Origin of the sequence: Actinomycetospora sp. NBRC 106375 (assembly GCF_030269665.1) — a bacterium.
Taxonomy (GTDB): domain Bacteria; phylum Actinomycetota; class Actinomycetes; order Mycobacteriales; family Pseudonocardiaceae; genus Actinomycetospora.
Genome location: NZ_BSTS01000012.1, coordinates 13,752 through 36,456 on the forward strand (window position 1 = coordinate 13,752; position 22,705 = coordinate 36,456).

Sequence of the window (22,705 nt, forward strand, 5' to 3'; positions counted from 1 at the left end):
TACGAACGATTCCGATCCGGCGGGAAATCAGTAGTTCGAATTGACGTCATCATCCGGGTGTATGGCCGCTCGCCGTGATCATCCCGAGATCGGTGTCCGGGGAGATCCGGGCCGCCTGGCGGACCACGCCGCGCAGCCACCGGTGCGACGGGTCGTCGTCGACGCGGTGGTGCCACCACAGGCACTCGACGATCTCGGGAGGGTCGCCGGGACAGGGCACGATGACCAGGTCCGGGTGGTCGGCGAAGGTCACCGCGAGGCGCCGCTGCATCACGGCCACCCGGTCGGTGCCGGCCACGAAGTAGGGCGTCGCGCGGTAGCTGTCGACGCGGACCGCGACCCGGGGGCGGCGGGAGAGCCGGGACAGCAACGGGGTCAGCGGGTAGCTGGCCGGGTAGCCGCCGTCGGGGTGGTGCGGCACCACCCACGGCAGCTCCTCGAGGTCGGGCAGCGCGAGCCGCTCGGCGGCCGGGTGGTGCCGGTCGATCACGCAGACCCACCGGTCGCGGAAGAGCTCGAGGTCGCGGATCCCGGCGGTCCGCAGGGCCTGGGTCGGCGCGGAGATGATCCCGTCGATGACGCGCAGCGTGTCCAGCGGATCGGTCGGCAGCGCCTCGTTGACGATCTTGACGTGGAGCCGGGTGCCGGGCGCGGCCCGGTACATCGCGCGCGACAGCGACTCGCCGAGCGCGCAGACCGCGTAGTCGGGCATGAGGAGGGTGAACTCGCGCTGCGAGTCCTCCGGCCGGAAGTCCCCGGTGGTGACGAACAGGGCCTCCAGGCCCTCGCAGACCGGCTCGACCTGGCCGGCGAGCTGCTCGGCGAGCGGCGAGAGCACGAACTGCGCGCCGTTGCGGACCAGCAGCTCGTCGGCGAAGTGGCGGCGCAGCCGCAGCAGGGCGGCGCTGGCGGCGGGCTGGGTGACCCCGATCCGCTCGGCGGCCCGTGTCACGTTGCGCTCGCGCAGCAGCTCCCGGAGGAACACGACGAGGTTGAGGTCGAGGTTGGCCAGCGACGCGCGCGGGCGGCTCATCGGTGACCCGCCGTCGGTGGCATGCCCGATTCTGGTGGGTCCGGCACCGGCCGCGTCAACGGTCGAGGAGCTCCCGCAGCGCCGCCAGCGTCTCCGCGGGGCGCTCCTCGGCGACGTGGTGACCGCAGGCGAGGGCCCGTCCGGTGGCAGCGGGGGCCCACCGCTGCCACGTCCCGAGCGGGTCGGGCGCCCGCCCGAGCGGTCCCGTCTCGCCCCAGAGCACCAGGGTCGGGCAGGCGATGGCGCGACGGTCCCGGTCGGCCTCGTCGTGGGCGACGTCGGCGGTGACGCCGGCCCGGTAGTCGGCGCACATCGCCGCGACGACCTCGGGGCGGCGCCAGGCCTCGCGGTACGGAGCGGGGTCGGGCACGTGGCGGGCGAAGAACGCGTCCGGGTCGGCCAGGATCATCCGCCCCGGCACGCCCCCGGGCTGGGCCAGGAAGAACCAGTGCCAGGCCGCGAGCGCGAAGGACGCGTCGACGGTCGCGACCACGTCCCCGGTCGGCAGGACGTCGAGCACGGCGAGGGCCGCGACGGCGCCGGGGTGGTCCAGGGCGAGCCGGTAGGCGCAGCGGGCGCCGCGGTCGTGGCCGACGACGGTGAAGCGCTCGTGACCCAGCGCCGCCATCACGGCGATCTGGTCGCGGGCCATCGCGCGCTTGTCGAACCGGGCGGTCGCCGGCGCCGTGCTCGCCCCGTAGCCCCGCAGGTCGGCGGCCACCACCGTGTGGTCGCGGGCCAGGTCCGGGGCGACGGCGTGCCACATCGCCGAGGTCTGCGGCCACCCGTGCAGCAGCAGGACCGGCGGCCCGGACCCCGCGACGTGGATGCGGATCCGGACGCCCGGCTCGGTCTCGACGTCGCTCGGGGCGAAGCCGGGCAGGGTCACAGCCGGTACCAGGCGACGGCGTTGTCGCGCGTCACCGCCGCCCGCTCGTCGTCGGTGAGCGCGTCGAGCAGCCACCGTCCCCCGGGCCCGTGGTCGTGGGGGTGGTCGCTCGCCCAGAGCAGCGCGTCGGTCCCGCCGAGCAGTTCGAGGACCTCCCGGATCCGCGCGGGGTCGGGCGGGAGCGCGGCCGGCGCCGTCGTGAAGCGCACGTGCTCGCGCACGATCTCCGAGGGCCGCCCGGCGACCCACGGCACCTCGCGCCAGACCCCCTTCCAGTCCTTGTCGAAGCGCCACAGCAGGGCCGGCAGCCACGAGAAGCCGCACTCGACCAGCGTCACCCGCAGCTCCGGCACGGCGGCGAACGCGCCCTCGGTGACCAGGCTGGTCAGCTGCGCCTGGGCGGCGACCTGCGAGTTGGTCAGGTAGTCCTCGACGTAGGTGTGGGTCAGCCCGGACGGGGTCCCGGCCTGCCCGGCGCGTCCCCACGCGTGCAGGCCGACGACCAGACCGTGCTCGGCGGCGGCCTCGAGGACGGGACGGTGCCGCACGTTGCCCCACGGCGCGTCGGTGCGGACGGGGAGCAGCACCTGCACGACGCCGGGGTGCGACCCCACCCGCTCGATCTCGGCGACGGCGGCCCGCGTGTCGAGCGTGGGCACGACGATGCTCGCCCGCAGGCGGTCGTCGCGGGCCAGCCAGCGCTCGAGGAGCCAGTCGTTGACGGCCCGGGTCAGCGCCGCCTCGTAGTACGGGTTGCGGTTGACCGGGAACGCGCTGGTGCAGCTCAGGACCGCGGTCCGCAGGCCGGCCGGGTCGAGGAGCGCGTCACGCAGCGCGTCGACGGTGCCCGCCGCGGGGAGCAGACCGGCCTCCCGGGCCGCGGGTGTCGCGCTCGTCGGCGCGCCCGGCGGGTAGGCGCCCGCCTGGGTCGGCGACAGCGCGAGGCCCGCGTCGCGCACGTAGCCGCGCCAGTAGCCGTCGAAGGAGCCACCGAGCTCGTCGAGGTGCGCCGGCGCGCAGTGGACGTCGCAGTCGACCGCGCCCGTCCCGACCGCGGTGCTCACCCGGCGTCCCGCGCCGGCAGTCCGTAGAGGCGGCAGGCGTTCGCGCCCATCACGGTCTCCCGGATCGCGGCCGGGAAGGCGCGCGGGGCGTGGCGCGGCGAGTCGAAGTCCCAGTGCGGGTAGTCCGAGGCGAAGAGGATCCGGTCGTCCATGTCGAGGTGGCGCAGCGCGAGCTCGAGGTGGCGCGGGTCGTCGGGCTCCTCGATCGGCTGCGTGGTGAACCAGACCCGCTCCCGCACGATCTCCGACGGCGGCCGCCGCAGGTGGGGGACGTCCTCGCGCAGCGTCGCCCACGCCTGGTCGAGGGCCCAGAGCAGCGGACCGGCCCACGCGATCCCGCCCTCGACGAGCACGAGCTGCAGCGTCGGGAACTCCTCGAAGACGCCCTCGAGCAGGAAGCTCATGAGCAGGGCGGCCATGGTGTTGCCGTTCCAGACGTGCTCCTCGAGATAGAACGAGGGCCAGCCGGCGGACCGGTGCTGGGCGAGGCCGCCGGTGTGGGCGGCGATCGGCAGCCCGGCCTCCGCGGCCGCCGCGAAGATCGGCCAGTAGTTCCGCCGCCCGACGGACAGCTCCGTGCCGGTCGACAGGAGCACCTGCACGAACCCGGGGTCGCCGGCCCGGCGGCGGATCTCGGCGGCCGCCAGGTCGGGCGCCTCGTGCGGGACGGCGATCGAGCTACGCAGGCGCGGCTCCCGGTCGAGCCACTCCTCGCGGATCCAGGTGTTGAGCGCACCGCACAGCGCGGCCGCGTACTCCGGTGCCTCGACGCCCCAGCTGTGCCCCTGCAGCGGGATGAGGATGCCGTGGTCGACGTCGAACTCGTCGAGGAGCTGGTCGCGCACCATCCCGAGGTCGCTGCCCGGGAAGCCGCCGTCGGGCCACGCGTCGACGCGGAAGCCGGCGTTGCGCACCCGCGGGTAGATCTCCGGCGGTCCGGGGACGCGGCTGCCGAACATCTCCCACCGGCGGCGGTGGGCGGGCGCGAGCCGGGCTGCGACGTCGCGCGCCAGGGCGTGGGGGTGGATGTCGGCGTCGACGAGTGTCCGTGTGGTGCGCTCCCGTCCGGGGCGCGTGCTGGTCGGTGCCGTGGCCGTCATGCGGAACCCTCCCCGCGGGTCGCGGTGTCGACCACGACCCATGCGTCCTCGACGTGCACCGGGAACGTCTCGGCGACGTACGGGCCCGGCTCGCGACCGCCCACCGAGACCCCGTAGGTCCGGACCGGCGCCTCCCCGGGACCGAGGAACGACTGGCCGGTGGCGAGGTCGTACTCCCAGCCGTGCCAGGGGCACGCGAGCAGCGCGTCCTCGTCGTCGACGCGGTAGTCGCCCGGCGCCGCGGACCGGAGCCACGGCGCGACCCGTCCCAGGCACAGCGGCCCGCCCTGGTGCGGGCAGTGGTTGTTCAGTGCGTAGAACCGGTCACCGACCCGGAACACGCCGATCGACCGGCGCCCCGCCTCGACGATGCGCCGCTCCCCCGGCCCGAACTCGTCGAGCCGCGACACCACGATCCTCACGCGATCGATCGTAGGAATGCACTCCGCGGCCCGAGAAACAGCGATCGGGAATGGTGCGCATCAATTCGGCTGATGCCCCACCGCGTCCTCGGCGACGTCGTCCTGCTCCTCCGACCGCGCGGATCCCTCGTGCAGCCCGAACACCGCGAGCAGGGTCAGCAACGACAGCGCGGCGACGTAGAGCGCGATCGGGGTCGACGAGCCGGTCGCGCCGAACAGCGCGGTCGCGACCAGCGGCGTGATCGCCCCGCCGACCATCCCGCCGATCTGGTAGGCGATGGAGATCCCGCTGTAGCGCACCCGCACCGGGAAGATCTCGCTGAACAGCCCGCCCTGGGCGCCCGCCATGATGCCCTGCACGACCGCCGCGACGGCGAACGCGAGACCCGCGAGGCCCGCGGAACCGGTGTTGACCAGCGCGAACATCGGCAGCGGCCACAGCACGGCGGTGATCGCCCCGACGACGTAGACCGGTCGCGCGCCGAACCGGTCGGACAGCATCGCCGCCACGACGATCGTCGCCACCCAGACCACCGTGGAGAGCATGATCAGCGTGAGGAGGGTCGTGCGCTCGTAGTCCAGCACCGTCGTGCCGTAGCTGAGCATGTAGACGATGACGGTGTAGCCGACGGCCGGCGGCGCGATCGAGGCGAGGCTCGCGAGGGCGAGCACGCGCGGGTGCCGGCGCAGCAGCTCCGCGACGGGCACCTGGCTCGTCGTGCGTTCCCGCTTCACCCGCTCGAACTCGGGGGCGTCCCGGAGCCGGCTGCGCGCGACGAAGCCGACGACGACGAGCACCACCGAGAGCAGGAACGGGATGCGCCAGCCCCAGGAGCGGAACGCCTCGTCGGACAGGCCGGCGACGGCGAGGAAGGCGAGGTTCGACGTCAGCACGCCGACCGGCACCCCGAACTGCGCGAAGCTGCCGTAGACCGCCCGGCGGCGGCGCGACGCGTGCTCGGTGGCGATCAGCACCGCTCCGCCCCACTCGCCGCCGACCCCGAATCCCTGGATCACGCGCAGCAGCACCAAGAGCAGCGGGGCGCCGATGCCGATGGCCGCGTACGTCGGGAGCAGGCCGATGAGGGCCGTCGCCCCGCCGGTGAGCAGCAGCGTCAGCACGAGCATGGCCTTACGGCCGAGGCGGTCGCCGAAGTGGCCGATGACCGCGGCGCCCAGGGGACGGGCGATGAAGCCGACGGCGAACGTGCCGAACGCGGCGAGCGTGCCGGCCACCGAGGAGAACTGCGGGAAGAACAGGCCCCCGAACACCAGCGCCGCGGCGGTGCCGAAGATGTAGTAGTCGTACCACTCGATCGACGTGCCGACGAGGCTCGCGGTGACGATGCTCCGGCGCGAGGGAGCGGCCATGGGTGTCCTCCTTCGACCGGTGCGGTGCCGGCACCGAAGCGCACCGACCGGCGGAGGACAAGCGCCGCGCGTCAGGTCTTCCGGAACTCGGAAAGAACGGCGTCGGTGTGCTCGCCGACGTCCGGGATCGCGCCCATCCGCAGCGGGCGGCCCGGCAGCCCGATCGGCGGAACCAGGGCGGGCACCGCGCCGGCCGGGGACCCGACGGTGCGCCAGCGGTCACGCGCGGTGTGCTGCGGATGGTGCAGGACGCCCTCGTCGCCGACGAGGTCGCGCTGCCGGGCGTGCGCGATCCCGGCCCCGGCGAGGCGCGTGACCACCTCCTCGCCGTCGAGCGCGCCGAGCACCGCGTCGATGGCGGCGTGCAGGTCGGGGCGGTGCTCGAGGCGAGCGGACCCGGTCGCGAAGCGCTCGTCGGTCGCCAGCCCCTCGTCGCCCAGGACCTCGGCGCAGAAGCGCGCCCACTCCCGCTCGTTCTGGATCGCGAGCACGACCTCGGTGCCGTCGCCGGCGGCGAACGTCCCGTAGGGCGCGATCGCGGGATGGGACGTTCCGGCGCGCTGCGGAGCGCGTCCGGCGCCGGCGGCGTAGGTCAGCGGGAAGCCCATCCACTCGCTCAGCGCGTCGAAGAGGCTGACCTCCAGCGCAGTCCCCTCCCCCGTGCGCTCGCGGTCGTAGAGCGCGGCGAGGATGCCGGAGAACGCGTACATGCCGGCCCCGATGTCGGCGGCGGGGATGCCGGCCTTGGCCGGGTGCTCGGGCGTGCCGGTCATGGTCACCAGACCCGTCTCGGCCTGGATGAGCAGGTCGTAGGCCTTCGCGTCGCGGTAGGGGCCGTCCGCGCCGTAGCCCGAGATGCTGCAGTGGACCAGCCGCGGGTGCTCCCGGCGGAGGTCGTCGGCGCCGAGCCCGAGGCGCTCGGCGGCCCCGGGCGCGAAGTTCTGCACGAAGACGTCGGCGCGGGCGAGGATCCGCTGCAGGTCGGCGAGCGCCTCGGGGTCCTTGAGGTCGAGCGTCACGCTCTCCTTGCCGCGGTTGAGCCAGACGAAGTGGCTCGAGAGGCCGCCGACGACCGTGTCGTAGTCGCGCGCGAAGTCCCCGCGGCCCGGACGCTCGATCTTGATGACGCGGGCGCCGAGGTCGGCGAGGTGGCGGGTCGCCAGCGGCGCGGCGACGGCCTGCTCGCACGCCACGACCAGGACGCCGTCGAGCGGGAGGGCGGGTGTGCCGGGGTCCGCAGCGGTCATGACGTGATCGTGCCGCGTGGGTCGCATCCCCGCGCGACGCCGCTCGTTGTGACGGACGCGCCAGTCGATCGCCTGAACCGACTCGCCCGTTCGGACGAACGATGCGGGTCGGGGCAGGACGGCGACCACGGCGAGCAGCGGGAGACGGCGGAATGGGACCACGGATGGGTCGACTCATCGGGCGGCGCGCGGGCACGGCCGCGCTCGCGCTCACCACGACGGCCCTCGCGATCGGCGGGACGGGCGTGCTCGCGCAGGCCGGGGTGGTGTCGCTCGCCGTCGCGCCGTCCTCGCAGTCGGCGCCGACCGACCAGGGCCTGCTGCGCGTCGCCCACCTCTCGCCCTCGACCGGCGCGGTCGACATGTACGCCGAGGGCCCCGGGCTCCCGTTGACCAAGGTCGCGTCCGGGGTCTCCTACCGCGGCCTCACCGGCTACCTCCCGGCCGCGCCCGGCGTCTACACGCTGCAGGCCCGCCCCGCCGGCGCCGCCGCCACCTCCCCGCCACCTCGCCGCCGGCGCTGACCGCGAGCGTCGCCGTCGCCGCCGGGTCCGCCCAGACCGCCGCCTTCGTCGACGTGGGCCCGAACGGCACCCCGCAGACGGAGATCCTCGCCGACCGCACCGCCGCGCCGACCGGGCCCTCGTGCGGGTCGTGTCCGCCGCGACCGGCGTCGGCGCCCTCGACGTCACCGCCCGCGGCGGCGGGCCGATCGCCGACGACGTCTTCTACGGCGCGGCCTCCGACTACGCCACGGTCGACGCAGGGCGCGCTCGCCGTCGTCGTCGGGGTCGCCCCGGTCGGCGACGACGACGAGCTCGGCGAGCTCTCCGACCCGGCCGTGGCGGCATCGGGATACGGGGGCCTGTCCGGCGCCTCGGGTCCGGCCGCGATCCCGAGCGCCGGCACGGACAGGCCGGTGGGACGCAGGCCCGCCCGCGGGGCGGCGGGGACGGCGAGCACCGGCATGGGGCGGCCCGCAGGACCTCGGGTGGTTCACCGACGGGGCGGTGCCCGGACAGTCCGGGCCGGCTGTCGTCGTCGGGCACGTCGACTCCTGGCAGGGGCCGGGCGTCTTCTCGCGGCTCCACCGGCTGCGCGCGGGCGACGCGATCGACGTCCCCCGCAGCGACGGCACCGTCGCGCACTTCGTCGTCGACTCCGTGGAGCAGTTCGGCAAGGACACGTTCCCGACCGACCGCGTCTACGGCCCCACGGCCGCCCCCGCGCTGCGCCTCGTGACCTGCGGCGGACCGTTCGACCCGCGGACCCGCTCGTACGTCGACAACGTCGTCGTCTTCGCCTCGCCGCGCTGACAGACTCCCGCTGTGCGCAGCAACCTGTTCGCCCCGGAGAACCAGGAGCAGGAGTCCGCGCAGCCGGGCCTGCGTCTGCAGAACTCGAAGATGCTCAAGATCGAGCTCAACGGCGAGTGCCTGGCCCGCCAGGGCTCGATGGTCGCCTTCCAGGGCCAGGTGCACTTCGAGGCCCAGGGCTCGGGCGGCATCGGCGGGTTCATCAAGCAGCAGCTCACCGGCGAGGGCGTGCCGCTGATGAAGGTCACGGGCCGGGGCGACGTCTTCCTCGCCGACGCCGCGTCCGACGTGCACCTCATCGACCTCGAGGGCCCGCACGACGCGCTGTCGATCAACGGCAAGAACGTGCTCGCCTTCGAGCCCTCGCTGTCCTACGACATCCAGATGGTGCAGGGCGCCGGGATGATGTCGGGCGCCGGCCTGTTCAACTGCGTCTTCTCGGGCCGCGGCCGCCTGGCGATCACGTGCAAGGGCACGCCGGTCGTGCTGACCGTCGACCAGCCCACCTACGCCGACCCCCAGGCCGCCGTCGCCTGGTCGGCGGGGCTGCAGACCGGCGTGCACCGCGCCGACCAGTTCGGCCTCGGCACGCTCATCGGCCGCACCACCGGCGAGGCCTTCACGATGGGCTTCTCGGGTCACGGCTTCGTCATCGTCCAGCCGTCCGAGGAGGTCCCGGCGGGCGCCGGCGTCGGTGGCGTCGGCGGGCAGGGCGGCGGTCAGCAGGCCGGCCAGGGCGGCGTCGGCGGCGTGCTCGGGAGCTTCCTGCGCTGACGTGTCGGGGGGCGTCGGGGGTCGGGCGCGCGTGCGGAGCGAGGGACGCCTTCGCAGCGTCGAGATCGGAGCGAGGGACGCCTTCGCTGCGTCGGGATCGGAGCGAGGGACGCCTTCGCTGCGTGCGACGCAGTCAGGGCGTCCCTCGATCCTCGGCGCCGCACGAGGGGGACGTTCCGCACGCTCCGACGCTTGTCGATCATGCGCACCGTGCCGGTCGTCGACGGCCCGAGTGCCGGCGGGACGCCCGAGCATGATCAGGAGCACCTCATCGACGGGCGTCGACTTCCTCGGTGCACCACGTGCTCCTGATCTCCCCGCGCTGGCGGAGCGATCTCCCGCACGAGCGGAGCGAAGGACGCCTTCGCTGCGTGCGACGCAGCCAGGGCGTCCCTCGGTCCTCGGCGCCTCACGAGGGGCACATTCCGCAGGCCGAGGCACCCGTCGATCATGCGCAAGGTGCCTGTCGTGGCGCATCCGGCGCGCGGTGGGCGTCGACGACCGTGGTCGGGACCCCGGCGAGGAAGAGTCAGCCGCCGAGCAGGTGCCGCACGCGCTCGGGGCCGGCGGCGAGGAGCAGCGTGGGCAGGCGCGGCCCGGTGTCCGCGCCGACCAGCAGCTGGTAGACGACGACGAAGAAGCGCCGCTGGGCCGCCTTGAGCTCGTCGGTGGGCTTCACGTCGAGCGGCAGACCGGCCTGCTTCTTGGGCACGCCGTAGACGAGCGTGGTGAGCCCGTCGAGCGACCAGTCGTCGGTGAGGTGGTCGCGCAGCATCGCGACGGCCTCGCGGTCCTGCTCGTCGAGGGAGGCGAGCAGGTCGGTGTCGGGCTCGTCGCGCACGCGGGTGTGCGCGTCCTCGGGCAGGTAGCTCTCGACCCACTGGGTGACGCGGTCGAGGCGCGGGCGCGCGCCGTCGAGGGTGACGCCGAGCCCGGCGAGGATGCGTTCGAGCTGGGCCGGGTCGCCGGCGGTGATGTCGACGACCGAGGCGAGCGTGCGGTAGGAGACGGGCTCCGGGGTGCGGGACAGCTCGCGCTCGGCGGTGCTCACCGCGCGGACGTGCCCGGTGGTCTCGATCCCGCCCGCCGTGCCCGCCGCGACCTTGCGCTCCAGGGCGTCCCACTCGTCGTAGAGGCGGTGCAGCTCCGCGTCGAACGCGACCTTGATGGCCTGGTTGGGCCGGCGGCGCGCGAACAGCCACCGCAGCACCGGCGTCTCGAGGATCGCCAGGGCGTCGCCCGGGGTGGGCACCGCGCCGCGGGAGCTGGACATCTTCGCCTGCCCGGTGATGCCGACGAAGGCGTACATGGGACCGATGGGCTGCCGGCCGCCGAAGACCTCGTCCACGATCAGCCCGCCGACCTGGTACGACGAGCCGGGCGAGGAGTGGTCGACCCCGGAGGGCTCGAAGTGCACGCCCTCGTACGACCAGCGCATCGGCCAGTCGACCTTCCACACCAGCTTGCCGCGGGTGAACTCGCGCAGCGGCACCGTCTCGGAGAACCCGCACGCGCACGTGTAGGTCATCTCGGTGGTGTCGTCGTCGTACGCGGTGATCGTCGTGTCGTCGCGCCCGCAGCCGCCGCAGTAGGGCTTGAACGGGAAGTACTCGGCGCCGTGCACGACGTCGGCATCATCGTCGGGGTCGTCGTCCTCCGCGTCCTTCTTCTTCGTGCGGAAGCGGCCGAGGATGCCGTCGATCGTCGCGCGCTCGCGCATCGCGAGCAGCACCTGGTCGCGATAGGCGCCCGAGGTGTACATCGCGGTCTGGCTGATGCCGCGGAACGGCACGCCGAGCTCCTCGAGCGCGGCGATCATCGGGGCCTTGAAGTGGTCGGCCCAGGTGTCGTACGGGCTGCCGAACGGCGGGGGGACCGCGGAGAGGGGCTTGCCGATGTGCTCGGACCAGGCCGGGTCGACGCCGGCGGGCACACGGCGGAAGCGGTCGTAGTCGTCCCACGAGATCAGGTGCTCGCACTCGTAGCCGCGGCGGCGGATCTCGTCGGCGACGAGGTGCGGCGTCATCACCTCGCGCAGGTTGCCGAGGTGGATCGGGCCCGAGGGGCTCAGGCCCGAGGCGCAGACGATCCTGCTCCCCGGTCCGGCGCGCTCGATGACCTCGTCGGCCATCGTCGACACCCAGTCCGGCTCCGGTGTCCCGGCCGTCTCCACCACCTGCGCGTGCTCCTTCTCCCGGATCGATCCCGTTCCAGGGTAGCTATCGGACCTGGACCGGGTTGGTGAGCGTGCCGATGCCCTCGACGGTGACGCTGACCTGCTGCCCGGCGCTCATCGGCCCGACCCCGGAGGGCGTCCCGGTGAGGATCACGTCACCGGGCAGCAGCGTCATGACCCGCGAGATGTAGGCGATCAGCTCGTCGATCGGGTGCAGCAGCAGGTGCGTGCGGGAGTCCTGCCGGACCTCGCCGTCGAGCTCGGTGCGGATCGCGAGGTCGTCCGGGTCGATCGTCGTCTCGATCCACGGCCCCAGCGGGCAGAACGAGTCGTAGCCCTTCGCCCGCGTCCACTGCCCGTCGGACTGCTGCAGGTCCCGCGCGGTGACGTCGTTGGCGACGGTGTAGCCGAGGACGACGTCGCGGGCACGCGCCTCGGGGACGTCGCGGCACGGCCGCCCGATGACGATCGCGAGCTCGCCCTCGAAGTCGACGCGCTGGGAGTCCGGCGGCAGCTGGATCGCCAGGCCGGGCCCGATGACGCTCGTCGAGGGCTTCATGAAGATCAGCGGGACCGGCGGGGCCTCGCCGCCCATCTCGTCGACGTGCGCGGCGTAGTTCTTGCCGATGCAGACGACCTTGGTGGGCAGGATCGGAGCGAGCAGCCGGACGTCGGCGAGCGGCCAGGTCCGTCCCGTGAAGGTCGGGTCGCCGAAGGGGTGCTCGGCGATCTCGGCGCAGACGTCGGCGGAGGACTCGGGCTCGCCCCCGGCGGTCGAGGCGGACTGCAGGGCGGCGAACGAGACGCCCTCGGCATGGGCGATCCGGGCGAGGCGCACGGCCGCCGACCCTATCCGGCGGGGTGCTCAGAGCGCGCCGGCGGCCACCGGCTCGTCCTCGTCCACCCACGACCACCGCTCGTGGTCCGGGGCGACGGCGTTCAGCTCCGCGAGACCCGTGACCGGCACGGCGAGGTACACGCCCTGGTCGACCCACAGCCACGCGAGACGGGTGCCGGCGGCGTGCGCGGCGCGCGCGACCTCGACGTGCAGCACGGTGCTGAGGTACTTGACGTGACCGGCGTAGTCGAGGTCCGCCACGTCGTCGCCCAGACGTAGACGCAGGTGGTGGCGCCCGTCGTCGGTGATCTCGACGTGCTCGAGGTGCACGGCGAGCGCGTCCCCGACCAGCCGAGCCAGGTCCTCGACCTGCTCGCGCAGGGTGTCGGCGAACTGCTCGGCGTGGCCGTCGTGGAACGCGAGGTCCGCGAGGTGCGGCTCGGCGTCGAACCCGGGGTGCCAGTAGGCGGCCTCCCCGATCGCGCCGAGCACCGTCCCGGCGGTCGGCGGCTCGCCGGCGTCGGCGACGGCCTCGGCGATCGCGTCGACGTCGGGGACGGCGGTCGGGAGCACCCCGGCCTCGGCGAGCACCCGCAGCAACCGCCCCGTCGCCGCCCGCCCCTCCGGCGACAGCTCCGGCCGTTCCTGCGGGGGTGGCGGGGGTGGGAGTGGGGGCGACGTCGGCGCGGTCAGCGGCGTCGGCGCGGTCAGCGGCGTCGGCGCGGTCAGCGGCGTCGGCGCGGTCAGCGGCGTCCTGGGTGTTCGAGCAATGCGGCTTTCCTGGCGTCTCACGCCAGGATCGCCACATCGATCACGCGCGGACGATGTGGGCGTGTCGCGAGCTCGCCGCACACCTCGCCACGCCATCGTCCCCAGGAGCGCGAGGGCGAGCGCCGCCATGACGTAGGGGAACGCACGGTCGACCGGCGTGCGGCCCGGTCCGTCCGCGGTCAGCCCGAGAACGACGAAGTACCCGGCGACCGCCACGCCGCACGTCACCTCGACAGCGGCGACGACCAGGTTCCCCCGGCGTGTCACGTCGTCGAGGATGTGGCGATCCTGGCGTCAGACGCCAGGAAAGCCGCATTGCTCGCAACGGGACGGTGCGCCACTAGGCGGGGGTACGGGTGCCCGCGGTCGAGGAGACCAGGGCCGCGAGGCGGTCGCCGACCGCCGAGGTGCCGCCCGGGTTGGTGTGGTCGCGGGTGGCGAGGTCGAAGGCCACGGCCGCCTCGACGCGGCGGGCGAGCTCGGGCTCGCCGAGGTGGTCGAGCAGTAGCGCTACCGAGAGGATCGCGGCGGTCGGGTCGGCGATGCCCTTGCCCGCGATGTCCGGCGCGGAGCCGTGCACGGGCTCGAACATGCTCGGGTTGGCGCGCGAGACGTCGAGGTTGCCCGAGGCCGCGAGGCCGATGCCGCCCGTCACCGCGGCCGCGAGGTCGGTGAGGATGTCGCCGAACAGGTTGTCGGTGACGATCACGTCGTAGCGCGACGGGTCGGTGACCAGGTGGATCGTCGTCGAGTCGACGTGCTGGTAGTCGACCGAGACCTCCGGGTGCTCGAGCGAGACCTCCTCGACCACGCGCGACCACAGCGAGCCGGCGTGGGTGAGCACGTTGGTCTTGTGCACGAGCGTGAGCTTGCGGCGCGGGCGGTTGTTGGCGCGCGTGAAGGCGTCCCGCACGACGCGCTCGACGCCGAACGCGGTGTTGACGCTGACCTCGGTGGCGATCTCCTGCGGGGTGTCCTTGCGCAGCAGCCCGCCGGTGCCCGCGTACGGGCCCTCGGTGCCCTCGCGGACCACGATGAGGTCGATCTCGGCGTTGCCCGAGAGCGGCCCGCGCACGCCCGGGTAGAGCCGGGCGGGGCGCAGGTTGACGTGGTGGTCGAGCTCGAAGCGCAGCCGCAGCAGCAGGCCGCGCTCGAGGATGCCGCTGGGCACCGACGGGTCGCCCACCGCGCCGAGCAGGATCGCGTCGTGCTCGCGCAGCTCGGAGAGCACCGACTCGGGAAGCAGCTCCCCCGTCGAGTGCCACCGCGCCGCGCCGAGGTCGTACTGCGTGGTCTCCACCGAGGGGGCGACCTCGTCCAGGACCTTCAGCGCTTCGCCGACGACCTCGGGACCGATGCCGTCCCCGGGCACCACCGCGAGTCGCATCCGCAACAACCTCCACCGAGCGGGTCGCCCCGCGACGGGGTGACCGGGGCTGACCCGGGGAGACTACTAGGCGTGTCGGTCGATCACGGAACCGGATCGCCGGATCGTAGGAATGCGGTCTCCGACGGGGTTGCTGCGCTCGGCGGGGTTTGAGCGGCGGAACGGCCCTGCCGGACCTCGACCGCCCCGGATCAGCCGAAGGTGATCAGCCGGGTCGTCCGCGCGTCGAGCGCCTGGCCGATCGTCTCGAGCACCTCGGAGCCGACGGGCTGGTCGACGCGCAGGAGCATGATCGACGAGGACCGGTCGCGCTGCTGCGAGAGCTGGGCGGCCTCGATGTTGACGTCCGACTCGCCGAGCATCGTGCCGACGGTGCCCATGGCCCCGGGGCGGTCGGAGTACTCGAACAGCAGCACGTGGCCCTCGGCGCGCAGGTCGAAGCTGCGCCCGTTGATCTCGACGAGCTTCTCGACCTCGTCCTCGCCGGTCAGGGTTCCTGAGACCGTGACCGCGTCGGAGCCGTCCGAGCCGTCGCGCACCGCCCGCAGGGTGACCATGCTGCGGTGGTTCGGGCTCTCGGTCGCGGTCTCGACGGTCGCGGCGACGCCGCGCTCCTCGGCCAGGGCGGGGGCGTTGACGAAGGTGACGGGCTCGTCGACGACCTCGCCGAACACCCCGCGCAGCGCCGCCAGCGCGAGCACCGAGACGTCCTCGTGCGCGAGCTCGCCGCGGACCTGCACCTGCAGCTCCCCCGGCGCCCCGACGAGGTCGGAGAGCAGGATGCCGAGCTTCTGCGTGATGCCCAGCCACGGCCGGACCTCCTCGCCCACCGCGCCGCCGGAGACGTTGACGGCATCGGGGACGAAGTCGCCGCGCAGGCCCGCGAGCACGGAGTGGGCCACGTCGGTGCCGGCGCGGTCCTGGGCCTCCGCGGTGGAGGCACCCAGGTGCGGCGTCACCGTCACCTGCGGGAGCTCGAAGAGCGGCGAGGAGGTCGTCGGCTCGGTGACGTAGACGTCGATGCCGGCGCCGGCGACGTGGCCGGAGCGCACCGCCTCGGCCAGCGCGTCCTCGTCGACCAGCCCGCCGCGCGCGGCGTTGACGATGATGACGCCCGGCTTGGTCTTGGCCAGCGCCTCCTTGCCGATGAGGCCCTGCGTCTCCGGGGTCTTCGGCAGGTGGATGGTCATCATGTCCGCGCGGGCGAGCAGCTCGTCGAGCTCCACGAGCTCGATGCCCAGCTGCGCCGCGCGGGCCTGCGGCAGGTACGGGTCGTACGCGATGACATGGGTGCCGAACGCCGCGATGCGCGCCGCGAAGAGCTGGCCGATCTTGCCGAGGCCGATGACGCCGACCGTCTTGCCCTGGATCTCGACGCCGGAGAGCTTGCTGCGCTCCCACTTGCCCTCGCGCAGGCTCGCGTCGGCCTGCGGGATGTGGCGGGCGGTGGCCAGCAGCAGCGCGAGCGCGTGCTCCGCGGCGGAGACGATGTTCGACGTGGGGGCGTTGACCACCATGACGCCGTGGGACGTCGCCGCCGGGACCTCGACGTTGTCGAGCCCGACCCCGGCGCGGCCCACGATCTTCAGCTGCTTCGCGGCGGCGAAGACCTCGGCGTCGACCTGTGTCGCCGAGCGCACCAGCAGGGCGTCGGCCGTCGCGACGGCGTCCAGCAGCGCGGCACGGTCGGTGCCGTCGACGGAGCGGACCTCGACCTCGTCGCCGAACACCTCCAGCGTCGACGGCGCGAGCTTCTCGGCCATCAGGACGACGGGCTTGCTGGCGGCGGTGGTCACGTGTGATCGCTCCCGGGGGGTCGGCGGTCCACGCCGACGAGCCCTGCACCTACCGATGTCACACACGCCGACGTGCGTACGGGCCTGATCGTCCCGTACTCACGGCGAGCTTACCGACCCGTCGTGAACCGATTCACAGGGTCACGGGGTGACGAACGAACGACGCTCTCGCTGCTTCGGAGGTAGCGAGAGCGCCGTTCGTTCACCAGACACGCTGCTCCGGACGCCCCGCACGACGGGCATCCGGGCGAGCGGGCGATCACGTGGTCGGGCGCGCCATCCAGGGCATGAGGCCGCGGAGCTTGGCGCCGACCTGCTCGATCTGGTGGGCCTTGCCCTCCTCCTCGAGCTTGGTGAAGTTCGGGCGGCCGTTGTCGTCCTCGGCGACCCACTCGCGGGCGAAGGACCCGTCCTGGATCTCGGAGAGGACACGGCCCATCTCCTCCTTCACCGCGGCGTTGATGATGCGCGGGCCGCGGGTGAGGTCGCCGTACTCGGCGGTGTCCGAGCAGCTCCAGCGCTGGCCGTAGATGCCCTTCTCGTACATGAGGTCCACGATCAGCTTGAGCTCGTGGAGGCACTCGAAGTAGGCGATCTCGGGCTGGTAGCCGGCGTTGACCAGCGTCTCGAACCCGGCCTGGACCAGCGCCGACGTGCCGCCGCAGAGGACGGCCTGCTCGCCGAAGAGGTCGGTCTCGGTCTCCTCGGTGAAGGTCGTCTTGATGACGCCGGCGCGCGCGCCGCCGATCGCCGCGGCGTAGGACAGGGCGAGCGCCTGGGCGCCGCCGGTCGCGTCCTGCTCGACGGCGATGAGGCACGGCACGCCCTTGCCGTCGACGAACTGGCGGCGCACGAGGTGGCCGGGCCCCTTGGGGGCGACCATCGCGACGTCGACGTCCTTCGGCGGCTGGATCAGGTCGTAGCGGATGTTGAAGCCGTGGCCGAAGAACAGGGCGTTGCCGGACTCGAGGTTCGGCGCGATGTCCTCGGCGTAGATCGTGCGCTGCTTGGTGTCCGGCGCGAGGATCATGATCACGTCGGCCTCGGCGGAGGCCTCGGCCGGCGTGACGACGCGCAGGCCCTCCTCCTGGGCGTCGGCGCGGCTCTTCGACGTCTCCGGCAGGCCGACCCGCACGTCGACACCCGAGTCGCGCAGCGACAGCGCGTGGGCGTGGCCCTGGCTGCCGTAGCCGATGACGGCGACCTTGCGCCCCTGGATGATCGAGAGGTCGGCGTCGCTGTCGTAGAAGACCTCGGCATTGCCGGTGGTCGGGGCACTCATGATGCGGGACTACTTCCTTCCGGGGTCTGGCTGTACGGGAGACGAATCTAGCGGGGGCGAGCTAGCGGTGGTGCGCGGCGATCGACCGCGGCCCGCGGGACAGCGCGACCATGCCCGACTGGACCACCTCGCGGATGCCGTAGGGCTCGAGCATCCGGCGCAGGGCGTTCAGCTTGTCCTCGGTGCCGGTGGCCTCGACCGTGACCGCCTCGGGCGAGACGTCGACGACCTTGGCGCGGAACATCTGCGTCACCTCGAGGACCTGCGAGCGCACGCTGGCGTCGGCACGGATCTTCATCATGACCAGCTCGCGCTGCACCGACGTGGTCGGCTCCAGCTCGACGATCTTGATGACGTGCACGAGCTTGTTGAGCTGCTTGGTGACCTGCTCGAGGGGGAAGTCGTCGACGGTGACGCAGATCGTCATCCGTGAGATCCCCTCCTCCTCGGTGGGGCCCACGGCCAGCGACTGGATGTTGTAGCCGCGCCGCGAGAACAGCCCCGAGATGCGGGCGAGCACGCCGGGCTTGTCCTCGACGAGGACGGACAGCGTGTGGGTCGTGGTCACGCGGGCACCTCGTCGGCTCCACCCGTCTCCGGGTCGTCGAACAGCGGGCGGATGTCGCGCGCGGCCATGATCTGGTCGTTGCCCGTGCCGGCCGCGACCATCGGCCAGACCTGCGCGTCGGCGCCCACGGTGAAGTCGATGACCACGGGGCGGTCGTCGATCGCCATCGCCTGCTCGATCACGCGGTCGACGTCGTCCTTCGACTCGCAGCGCAGGCCCTCGCACCCGAGCGCCTGGGCGAGCATGACGAAGTCGGGCACGCGGTGCTTGTGCGTGCCGAGCTCGGTGTTCGAGTAGCGCTCCTCGTAGAACAGGGTCTGCCACTGGCGGACCATGCCGAGGTTGCCGTTGTTGATGACCGCGACCTTGATCGGGATGCCCTCGATCGCGCAGGTCGCGAGCTCCTGGTTGGTCATCTGGAAGCAGCCGTCGCCGTCGACGCACCACACCGTGGTGTCCGGCATCCCGACCTTGGCGCCCATCGCGGCGGGCACGCCGTAGCCCATCGTCCCGGCGCCGCCGGAGTTGAGCCACGTGCGCGGCTTCTCGTAGCGGATGAACTGCGCGGCCCACATCTGGTGCTGGCCCACGCCCGCGGCGTAGATCGCGTCCGGGCCGGCGATGGCCCCGATCCGCTCGATGACGTACTCGGGCGAGAGCGTGCCGTCGGGCGGGTCGTCGTAGCCGAGCGGGAAGGTCGTCCGCCAGCCCTCCAGCTGCTCCCACCAGGGCCGGAGTCGCTCGTGGCGCTCCTCGCGGTCGGACTCCCCGGAGCGCAGGGCGCCGGTGAGCTCGGTGATGACCTCGCGGGCGTCACCGACGATCGGCACGTCCGCGGGGCGGTTCTTGCCGATCTCGGCCGGGTCGACGTCGGCGTGGATGATCTTCGCGTCGGGCGCGAAGGTCGACAGATCGCCCGTCACACGGTCGTCGAAGCGGGCCCCCAGCGCGATGAGGAGGTCCGACTTCTGCATCGCCGCGACCGCGGCGACGGTGCCGTGCATGCCCGGCATCCCCAGGTTCTGGCGGTGGCCGTCGGGGAAGGCGCCGCGGGCCATGAGGGTGGTGACCACGGGCGCGCCGGTCTCGTCGGCGAGGTCGAGGAGCTCGGTGGAGGCCTCGGCCTTGATGACGCCGCCGCCGACGTAGAGGACGGGACGCCGCGCCTCGCGCACGAGGCGGGCGGCCGCGGCGATCTGCTTGGAGTGCGGCCGGGTCGTCGGCCGATAGCCGGGCAGCCGGGTCTCGACCGGCCAGCTGAAGGTCGTCTGCGCCTGCAGGACGTCCTTGGGCAGGTCCACGAGGACCGGCCCGGGACGTCCCGTCGACGCGATGTGGAACGCCTCCGCGATCGCCCGCGGGATGTCCGCGGGGTCGGTCACCAGCATGTTGTGCTTGGTGATCGGCATCGTGATGCCGCAGATGTCGGCTTCCTGGAACGCGTCGGTGCCGATGAGCTTGCGCCCGACCTGTCCGGTGATCGCGACGACAGGCACCGAGTCGAGCATCGCGTCGGCGAGCGGGGTGACGAGGTTGGTCGCCCCCGGCCCGGAGGTCGCGATGCACACCCCGACCCGCCCGGTGGCCTGCGCGTAGCCGGTGGCGGCGTGGCCCGCGCCCTGCTCGTGGCGCACGAGGATGTGCCGCACGAGCGTCGAGTCGAACAGCGGGTCGTAGGCCGGGAGGATCGCGCCGCCCGGGATGCCGAAGACGACGTCGCAGCCGACCGACTCGAGCGAGCGCACGAGCGAGCGGGCGCCGGTGGCGGGCTCGGGGTCGACGTGCGTGGGGCGCGGGGCGTCGGGACGGACGGGCTCCTGCGAGACCGTGTCCTGCTGCTCGCTGGGTGCGCCGGCGCGCGGAGCGGGGCGCCGGGTCGCGGCGCCGTTCGCGGCCGGGCCCGGGGTACCGGGCGGCGCGGAGGGTTTGGCTTGAGTCATGGGGTGTCTGCCTCGAAGCGGTCGTTACCGGGTGCGGAACTGGGGCCGAACATGAAAAAGCCCCCACCGCCTCGAGGCGGAGAGGGCAGGCGCGTCAGCAGGAACTCACGGCGGGCGGCGAGGCCCGTCAGGCGCTGACGCGCCCCGGGAGTACGAGAATTCGCCGCTGGATCACGGGAGCGAGGGTAGGTGGCGGCTCGGCAGGTCGTCAAACCGGGGTGGTGGCACCCTGGCCCCGTGACGAACGAGGACACCACCACGACCACCGTCGACGCAGTGTCGGGGCGCGTGACCTTCCGTCCGTTCCCCCTCCCCGCCCTGGTCGCGGTGGGGATGCTGGCGATCGGGATCTCGCCCATCGCGTTCCAGGGCGGGCCCTGGTTCCTCGTCCTGCTGGTCCCGGTCGCGCTCGCGTGGGTCGTCGTCCGCACGCGGACCGTCGTCGACGACACCTCCCTGCGCGTGCTCACGCTCACCGGGTCCCGGCGCATCCCGTGGGACGACGTGGAGACGCTGCGCGTCGCCGACCGCGGCTGGGTCCGGGCCGTGCGGGCCGGGGCGGCACGGAGCGGAGCGGGAGCTGCCGCGCCGGAGGCGGGTGACCGTGAGGAGCCGGCCCTGGTGGGCGTGCGCGCGCGGCACCTCGGCCGCGTCGCCCAGGCCAGCGGGGGGCGGATCACCATGCCGAGCCCCGAGGAGGTCGAGGAGGCCCGGGAGCACGAGCGCGAGCTCGAGGCCACGCGGATGCGGATCGCGGCCCTGCGGGACCGGCAGGCCCCCGCCGCGCAGGACGCTCCGGCCGAGGAGACTCCGGCCGACGGGGCCGACGAGCGGGCGTAGCCTCGCGCTCGTCCACCGCCTGATCGTTTCCCTGCGAGGTCTGCCGTGCCGCCGCTGCGCTCGCGCGTCACCACCCAGGGCCGCAACGCCGCCGGGGCCCGGGCCCTCTGGCGCGCCACCGGCCTCACCGACTCCGACTTCGGCAAGCCGCTCGTCGCGATCGCCAACTCGTACACCCAGTTCGTGCCCGGTCACGTGCACCTCAAGGAGCTGGGTGAGCTCGTGGCGGGCGCCGTGCGCGAGGCCGGCGGGATCGCGCGCGAGTTCCACACCATCGCGGTGGACGACGGCATCGCCATGGGCCACGGCGGGATGCTGCACTCGCTGCCCTCGCGCGAGGTGATCGCCGACGGCGTCGAGCACATGGTGCAGGGCCACGCGGTCGACGCGCTGGTGTGCATCTCGAACTGCGACAAGATCACCCCGGGCATGCTCAACGCCGCGATGCGGCTGAACATCCCGACGGTGTTCGTGTCCGGCGGGCCGATGGAGGCGGGCAAGGCCGTCGTCGTCGAGGGCGTCGCCCAGGCACCGACCGACCTCATCACCGCGATCTCCGCCTCGGCGTCCTCGCAGGTCAGCGACGACGGGCTCACCGAGGTCGAGCGCTCGGCGTGCCCGACGTGCGGGTCGTGCTCGGGCATGTTCACCGCGAACTCGATGAACTGCCTGACCGAGGCGCTGGGCCTCTCGCTGCCCGGCAACGGGTCGACGCTGGCGACGCACGCGGCGCGCCAGCAGCTGTTCCTCGACGCCGGCCGCACCGTCGTCGACCTCGCCCGGCGCTACTACGCCGAGGACGACGACTCCGTGCTGCCGCGGAACGTGGCGAGCAGGCACGCGTTCGAGAACGCGATGGCGCTCGACGTCGCGATGGGCGGGTCGACGAACACCGTGCTGCACATCCTCGCCGCCGCGCACGAGGCCGAGCTGGGCTTCACGCTCGCCGACATCGACGCGGTGAGCCGGCGGGTGCCGTGCGTCGCCAAGGTCGCGCCGAACTCGGCGCACCACATGGAGGACGTGCACCGTGCCGGCGGCATCCCGGCGATCCTCGGCGAGCTCGACCGCGGCGGGCTGCTGCACCGCGACGTGCACGCGGTGCACGCGCCGTCGCTCGCGTCCTGGCTGGGGACGTGGGACATCCGCGGCGGCTCGCCCTCCGACGAGGCCGTCGAGCTCTTCCACGCCGCCCCCGGCGGCGTCCGCACCGTCGAGCCGTTCTCGACGACCAACCGCTGGTCGTCGCTCGACACCGATGGCGTCGGCGGGGTCATCCGCGACGTCGGGCACGCGTTCTCGGCCGACGGCGGGCTCGCCGTGCTGACCGGGAACCTCTCCCCCGACGGCGCCGTGATCAAGAGCGCCGGCCTGCCCGAGGACGGGCGGCACTTCCGCGGTCCCGCGCGCGTCGTGGAGAGCCAGGAGGAGGCCGTCTCGGTGATCCTCGGCAAGCAGGTGCAGCCCGGCGACGTGCTCGTCGTGCGCTACGAGGGCCCGGCAGGCGGCCCGGGGATGCAGGAGATGCTGCACCCGACGGCGTTCCTCAAGGGGGCGGGGCTCGGCGCGGTGTGCGCGCTGGTCACCGACGGCCGGTTCTCGGGCGGGTCGAGCGGCATCTCGATCGGCCACGTCTCCCCCGAGGCGGCCGCGGGCGGCGCGATCGGGCTCGTCCAGGACGGCGACGAGATCCTCCTCGACGTCGACACCCGGCGCATCGAGCTGCTGGTCGACGACGACGTGCTCGCCGAGCGCCGCGCCAAGATGGACGCCTCCGAGCGGCCCTGGCAGCCCGCCGCCGAGCGGAACCGCCCGTTGACGAGCGCCCTGCGCGCCTACGCGAAGCTCGTCACCTCGGGCGCGACCGGCGCGGTCCGCTCGGTCTGAGCCG

19 protein-coding genes and 1 pseudogene are annotated in these 22,705 nt (G+C 73.4%); 5 read left to right on the forward strand and 15 right to left on the reverse strand.

Annotation, left to right across the window (positions count from 1 at the left end; translation table 11 throughout):
* Positions 1-49: 49 nt before the first annotated feature.
* The 7 genes from QSK03_RS20325 to QSK03_RS20355 all read right to left on the reverse strand — a co-directional run bounded on the left by QSK03_RS20325 (position 50) and on the right by QSK03_RS20355 (position 7,126).
* The gene (locus QSK03_RS20325; protein WP_285655852.1) at positions 50-1,033 is read right to left on the reverse strand and encodes a LysR family transcriptional regulator; all 984 of its coding nucleotides are present in this window, start codon (positions 1,031-1,033) and stop codon (positions 50-52) included.
* A gap of 55 nt (positions 1,034-1,088) precedes the next feature.
* The gene (locus tag QSK03_RS20330; protein WP_285655854.1) at positions 1,089-1,922 is read right to left on the reverse strand and encodes an alpha/beta fold hydrolase; all 834 of its coding nucleotides are present in this window, start codon (positions 1,920-1,922) and stop codon (positions 1,089-1,091) included.
* Positions 1,919-2,986: an amidohydrolase family protein gene (locus QSK03_RS20335; protein WP_285655857.1), complete on the reverse strand. Its 1,068-nt coding sequence runs from the start codon at positions 2,984-2,986 to the stop codon at positions 1,919-1,921. Before QSK03_RS20335 ends, QSK03_RS20330 begins: the two co-directional genes overlap by 4 nt.
* Entirely contained in the window at positions 2,983-4,086 is a 1,104-nt protein-coding gene (locus QSK03_RS20340; protein WP_285655860.1) for an amidohydrolase family protein, read from the reverse strand. The genes QSK03_RS20335 and QSK03_RS20340 overlap by 4 nt, the downstream gene beginning before the upstream one ends.
* Complete coding sequence (locus tag QSK03_RS20345; RefSeq protein WP_285655862.1) at positions 4,083-4,508, reverse strand: Rieske (2Fe-2S) protein; 426 nt, start codon at positions 4,506-4,508, stop codon at positions 4,083-4,085. Before QSK03_RS20345 ends, QSK03_RS20340 begins: the two co-directional genes overlap by 4 nt.
* A gap of 60 nt (positions 4,509-4,568) precedes the next feature.
* On the reverse strand, positions 4,569-5,879 hold the full coding sequence (locus QSK03_RS20350; protein WP_285655864.1) for an MFS transporter: 1,311 nt from the start codon (positions 5,877-5,879) through the stop codon (positions 4,569-4,571).
* A gap of 71 nt (positions 5,880-5,950) precedes the next feature.
* Entirely contained in the window at positions 5,951-7,126 is a 1,176-nt protein-coding gene (locus tag QSK03_RS20355) for a CaiB/BaiF CoA transferase family protein (protein WP_285655865.1), read from the reverse strand.
* A 164-nt stretch (positions 7,127-7,290) separates the two neighbouring features.
* Between QSK03_RS20355 and QSK03_RS20360 the strand changes: the two genes are divergently transcribed.
* The 3 genes and pseudogenes from QSK03_RS20360 (at position 7,291) to QSK03_RS20370 (ending at position 9,216) form a co-directional block, all read left to right on the forward strand.
* The gene (locus QSK03_RS20360) at positions 7,291-7,650 is read left to right on the forward strand and encodes a DUF4397 domain-containing protein (RefSeq protein ID WP_285655867.1); all 360 of its coding nucleotides are present in this window, start codon (positions 7,291-7,293) and stop codon (positions 7,648-7,650) included.
* 471 nt (positions 7,651-8,121) lie between these two features.
* Positions 8,122-8,442 (forward strand): annotated as a pseudogene (locus tag QSK03_RS20365) (sortase domain-containing protein); the annotation flags it as partial.
* A gap of 12 nt (positions 8,443-8,454) precedes the next feature.
* Complete coding sequence (locus tag QSK03_RS20370) at positions 8,455-9,216, forward strand: AIM24 family protein (protein ID WP_285655869.1); 762 nt, start codon at positions 8,455-8,457, stop codon at positions 9,214-9,216.
* 529 nt (positions 9,217-9,745) lie between these two features.
* Here QSK03_RS20370 and lysS read toward each other — a convergent pair.
* The 8 genes from lysS to QSK03_RS20410 form a co-directional block, all read right to left on the reverse strand.
* Entirely contained in the window at positions 9,746-11,392 is a 1,647-nt protein-coding gene (gene lysS / locus QSK03_RS20375) for a lysine--tRNA ligase (RefSeq protein ID WP_285655871.1), read from the reverse strand.
* A gap of 43 nt (positions 11,393-11,435) precedes the next feature.
* Positions 11,436-12,230, reverse strand: coding sequence for a fumarylacetoacetate hydrolase family protein (locus QSK03_RS20380; protein ID WP_285655874.1), 795 nt, complete (start codon positions 12,228-12,230; stop codon positions 11,436-11,438).
* Positions 12,231-12,257: 27 nt separating this feature from the next.
* Positions 12,258-13,022, reverse strand: a complete 765-nt coding sequence (locus tag QSK03_RS20385) for a hypothetical protein (protein ID WP_285655876.1) — start codon at positions 13,020-13,022, stop codon at positions 12,258-12,260.
* Positions 13,023-13,341: 319 nt separating this feature from the next.
* The gene (locus QSK03_RS20390) at positions 13,342-14,388 is read right to left on the reverse strand and encodes a 3-isopropylmalate dehydrogenase (RefSeq protein WP_285655879.1); all 1,047 of its coding nucleotides are present in this window, start codon (positions 14,386-14,388) and stop codon (positions 13,342-13,344) included.
* 191 nt (positions 14,389-14,579) lie between these two features.
* Positions 14,580-16,151: a phosphoglycerate dehydrogenase gene (gene serA / locus QSK03_RS20395; protein ID WP_285656374.1), complete on the reverse strand. Its 1,572-nt coding sequence runs from the start codon at positions 16,149-16,151 to the stop codon at positions 14,580-14,582.
* Between the two features lie 292 nt (positions 16,152-16,443).
* Entirely contained in the window at positions 16,444-17,466 is a 1,023-nt protein-coding gene (gene ilvC / locus QSK03_RS20400; RefSeq protein ID WP_285655881.1) for a ketol-acid reductoisomerase, read from the reverse strand.
* 61 nt (positions 17,467-17,527) lie between these two features.
* Positions 17,528-18,034 carry an acetolactate synthase small subunit gene (ilvN, locus tag QSK03_RS20405; protein WP_285655883.1) on the reverse strand — a complete coding sequence of 169 codons (507 nt, stop codon included), beginning with the start codon at positions 18,032-18,034 and terminating at the stop codon, positions 17,528-17,530.
* Positions 18,031-19,974: an acetolactate synthase large subunit gene (locus QSK03_RS20410; RefSeq protein WP_285655886.1), complete on the reverse strand. Its 1,944-nt coding sequence runs from the start codon at positions 19,972-19,974 to the stop codon at positions 18,031-18,033. Before QSK03_RS20410 ends, ilvN begins: the two co-directional genes overlap by 4 nt.
* A gap of 237 nt (positions 19,975-20,211) precedes the next feature.
* On the opposite strand from QSK03_RS20410, the gene QSK03_RS20415 reads away from it, so the two are divergent.
* Entirely contained in the window at positions 20,212-20,814 is a 603-nt protein-coding gene (locus QSK03_RS20415; protein ID WP_285655888.1) for a PH domain-containing protein, read from the forward strand.
* A gap of 45 nt (positions 20,815-20,859) precedes the next feature.
* A complete protein-coding gene (gene ilvD, locus QSK03_RS20420; protein ID WP_285655890.1) occupies positions 20,860-22,701 on the forward strand; it encodes a dihydroxy-acid dehydratase in 1,842 nt (613 codons plus the stop codon).
* The last annotated feature ends 4 nt before the right edge of the window (positions 22,702-22,705 follow it).

Coding starts and splice junctions, on each gene's coding strand:
- QSK03_RS20325 (WP_285655852.1), bottom strand. CDS start 1,033: ATGAGCCGCCCGCGCGCGTCGCTGGCCAACCTCGACCTCAACCTCGTC.
- QSK03_RS20340 (WP_285655860.1), bottom strand. CDS start 4,086: ATGACGGCCACGGCACCGACCAGCACGCGCCCCGGACGGGAGCGCACC.
- QSK03_RS20350 (WP_285655864.1), bottom strand. CDS start 5,879: ATGGCCGCTCCCTCGCGCCGGAGCATCGTCACCGCGAGCCTCGTCGGC.
- QSK03_RS20355 (WP_285655865.1), bottom strand. CDS start 7,126: ATGACCGCTGCGGACCCCGGCACACCCGCCCTCCCGCTCGACGGCGTC.
- QSK03_RS20360 (WP_285655867.1), top strand. CDS start 7,291: ATGGGTCGACTCATCGGGCGGCGCGCGGGCACGGCCGCGCTCGCGCTC.
- QSK03_RS20390 (WP_285655879.1), bottom strand. CDS start 14,388: ATGCGACTCGCGGTGGTGCCCGGGGACGGCATCGGTCCCGAGGTCGTC.
- serA (WP_285656374.1), bottom strand. CDS start 16,151: ATGGCCGAGAAGCTCGCGCCGTCGACGCTGGAGGTGTTCGGCGACGAG.
- ilvC (WP_285655881.1), bottom strand. CDS start 17,466: ATGAGTGCCCCGACCACCGGCAATGCCGAGGTCTTCTACGACAGCGAC.
- QSK03_RS20410 (WP_285655886.1), bottom strand. CDS start 19,974: ATGACTCAAGCCAAACCCTCCGCGCCGCCCGGTACCCCGGGCCCGGCC.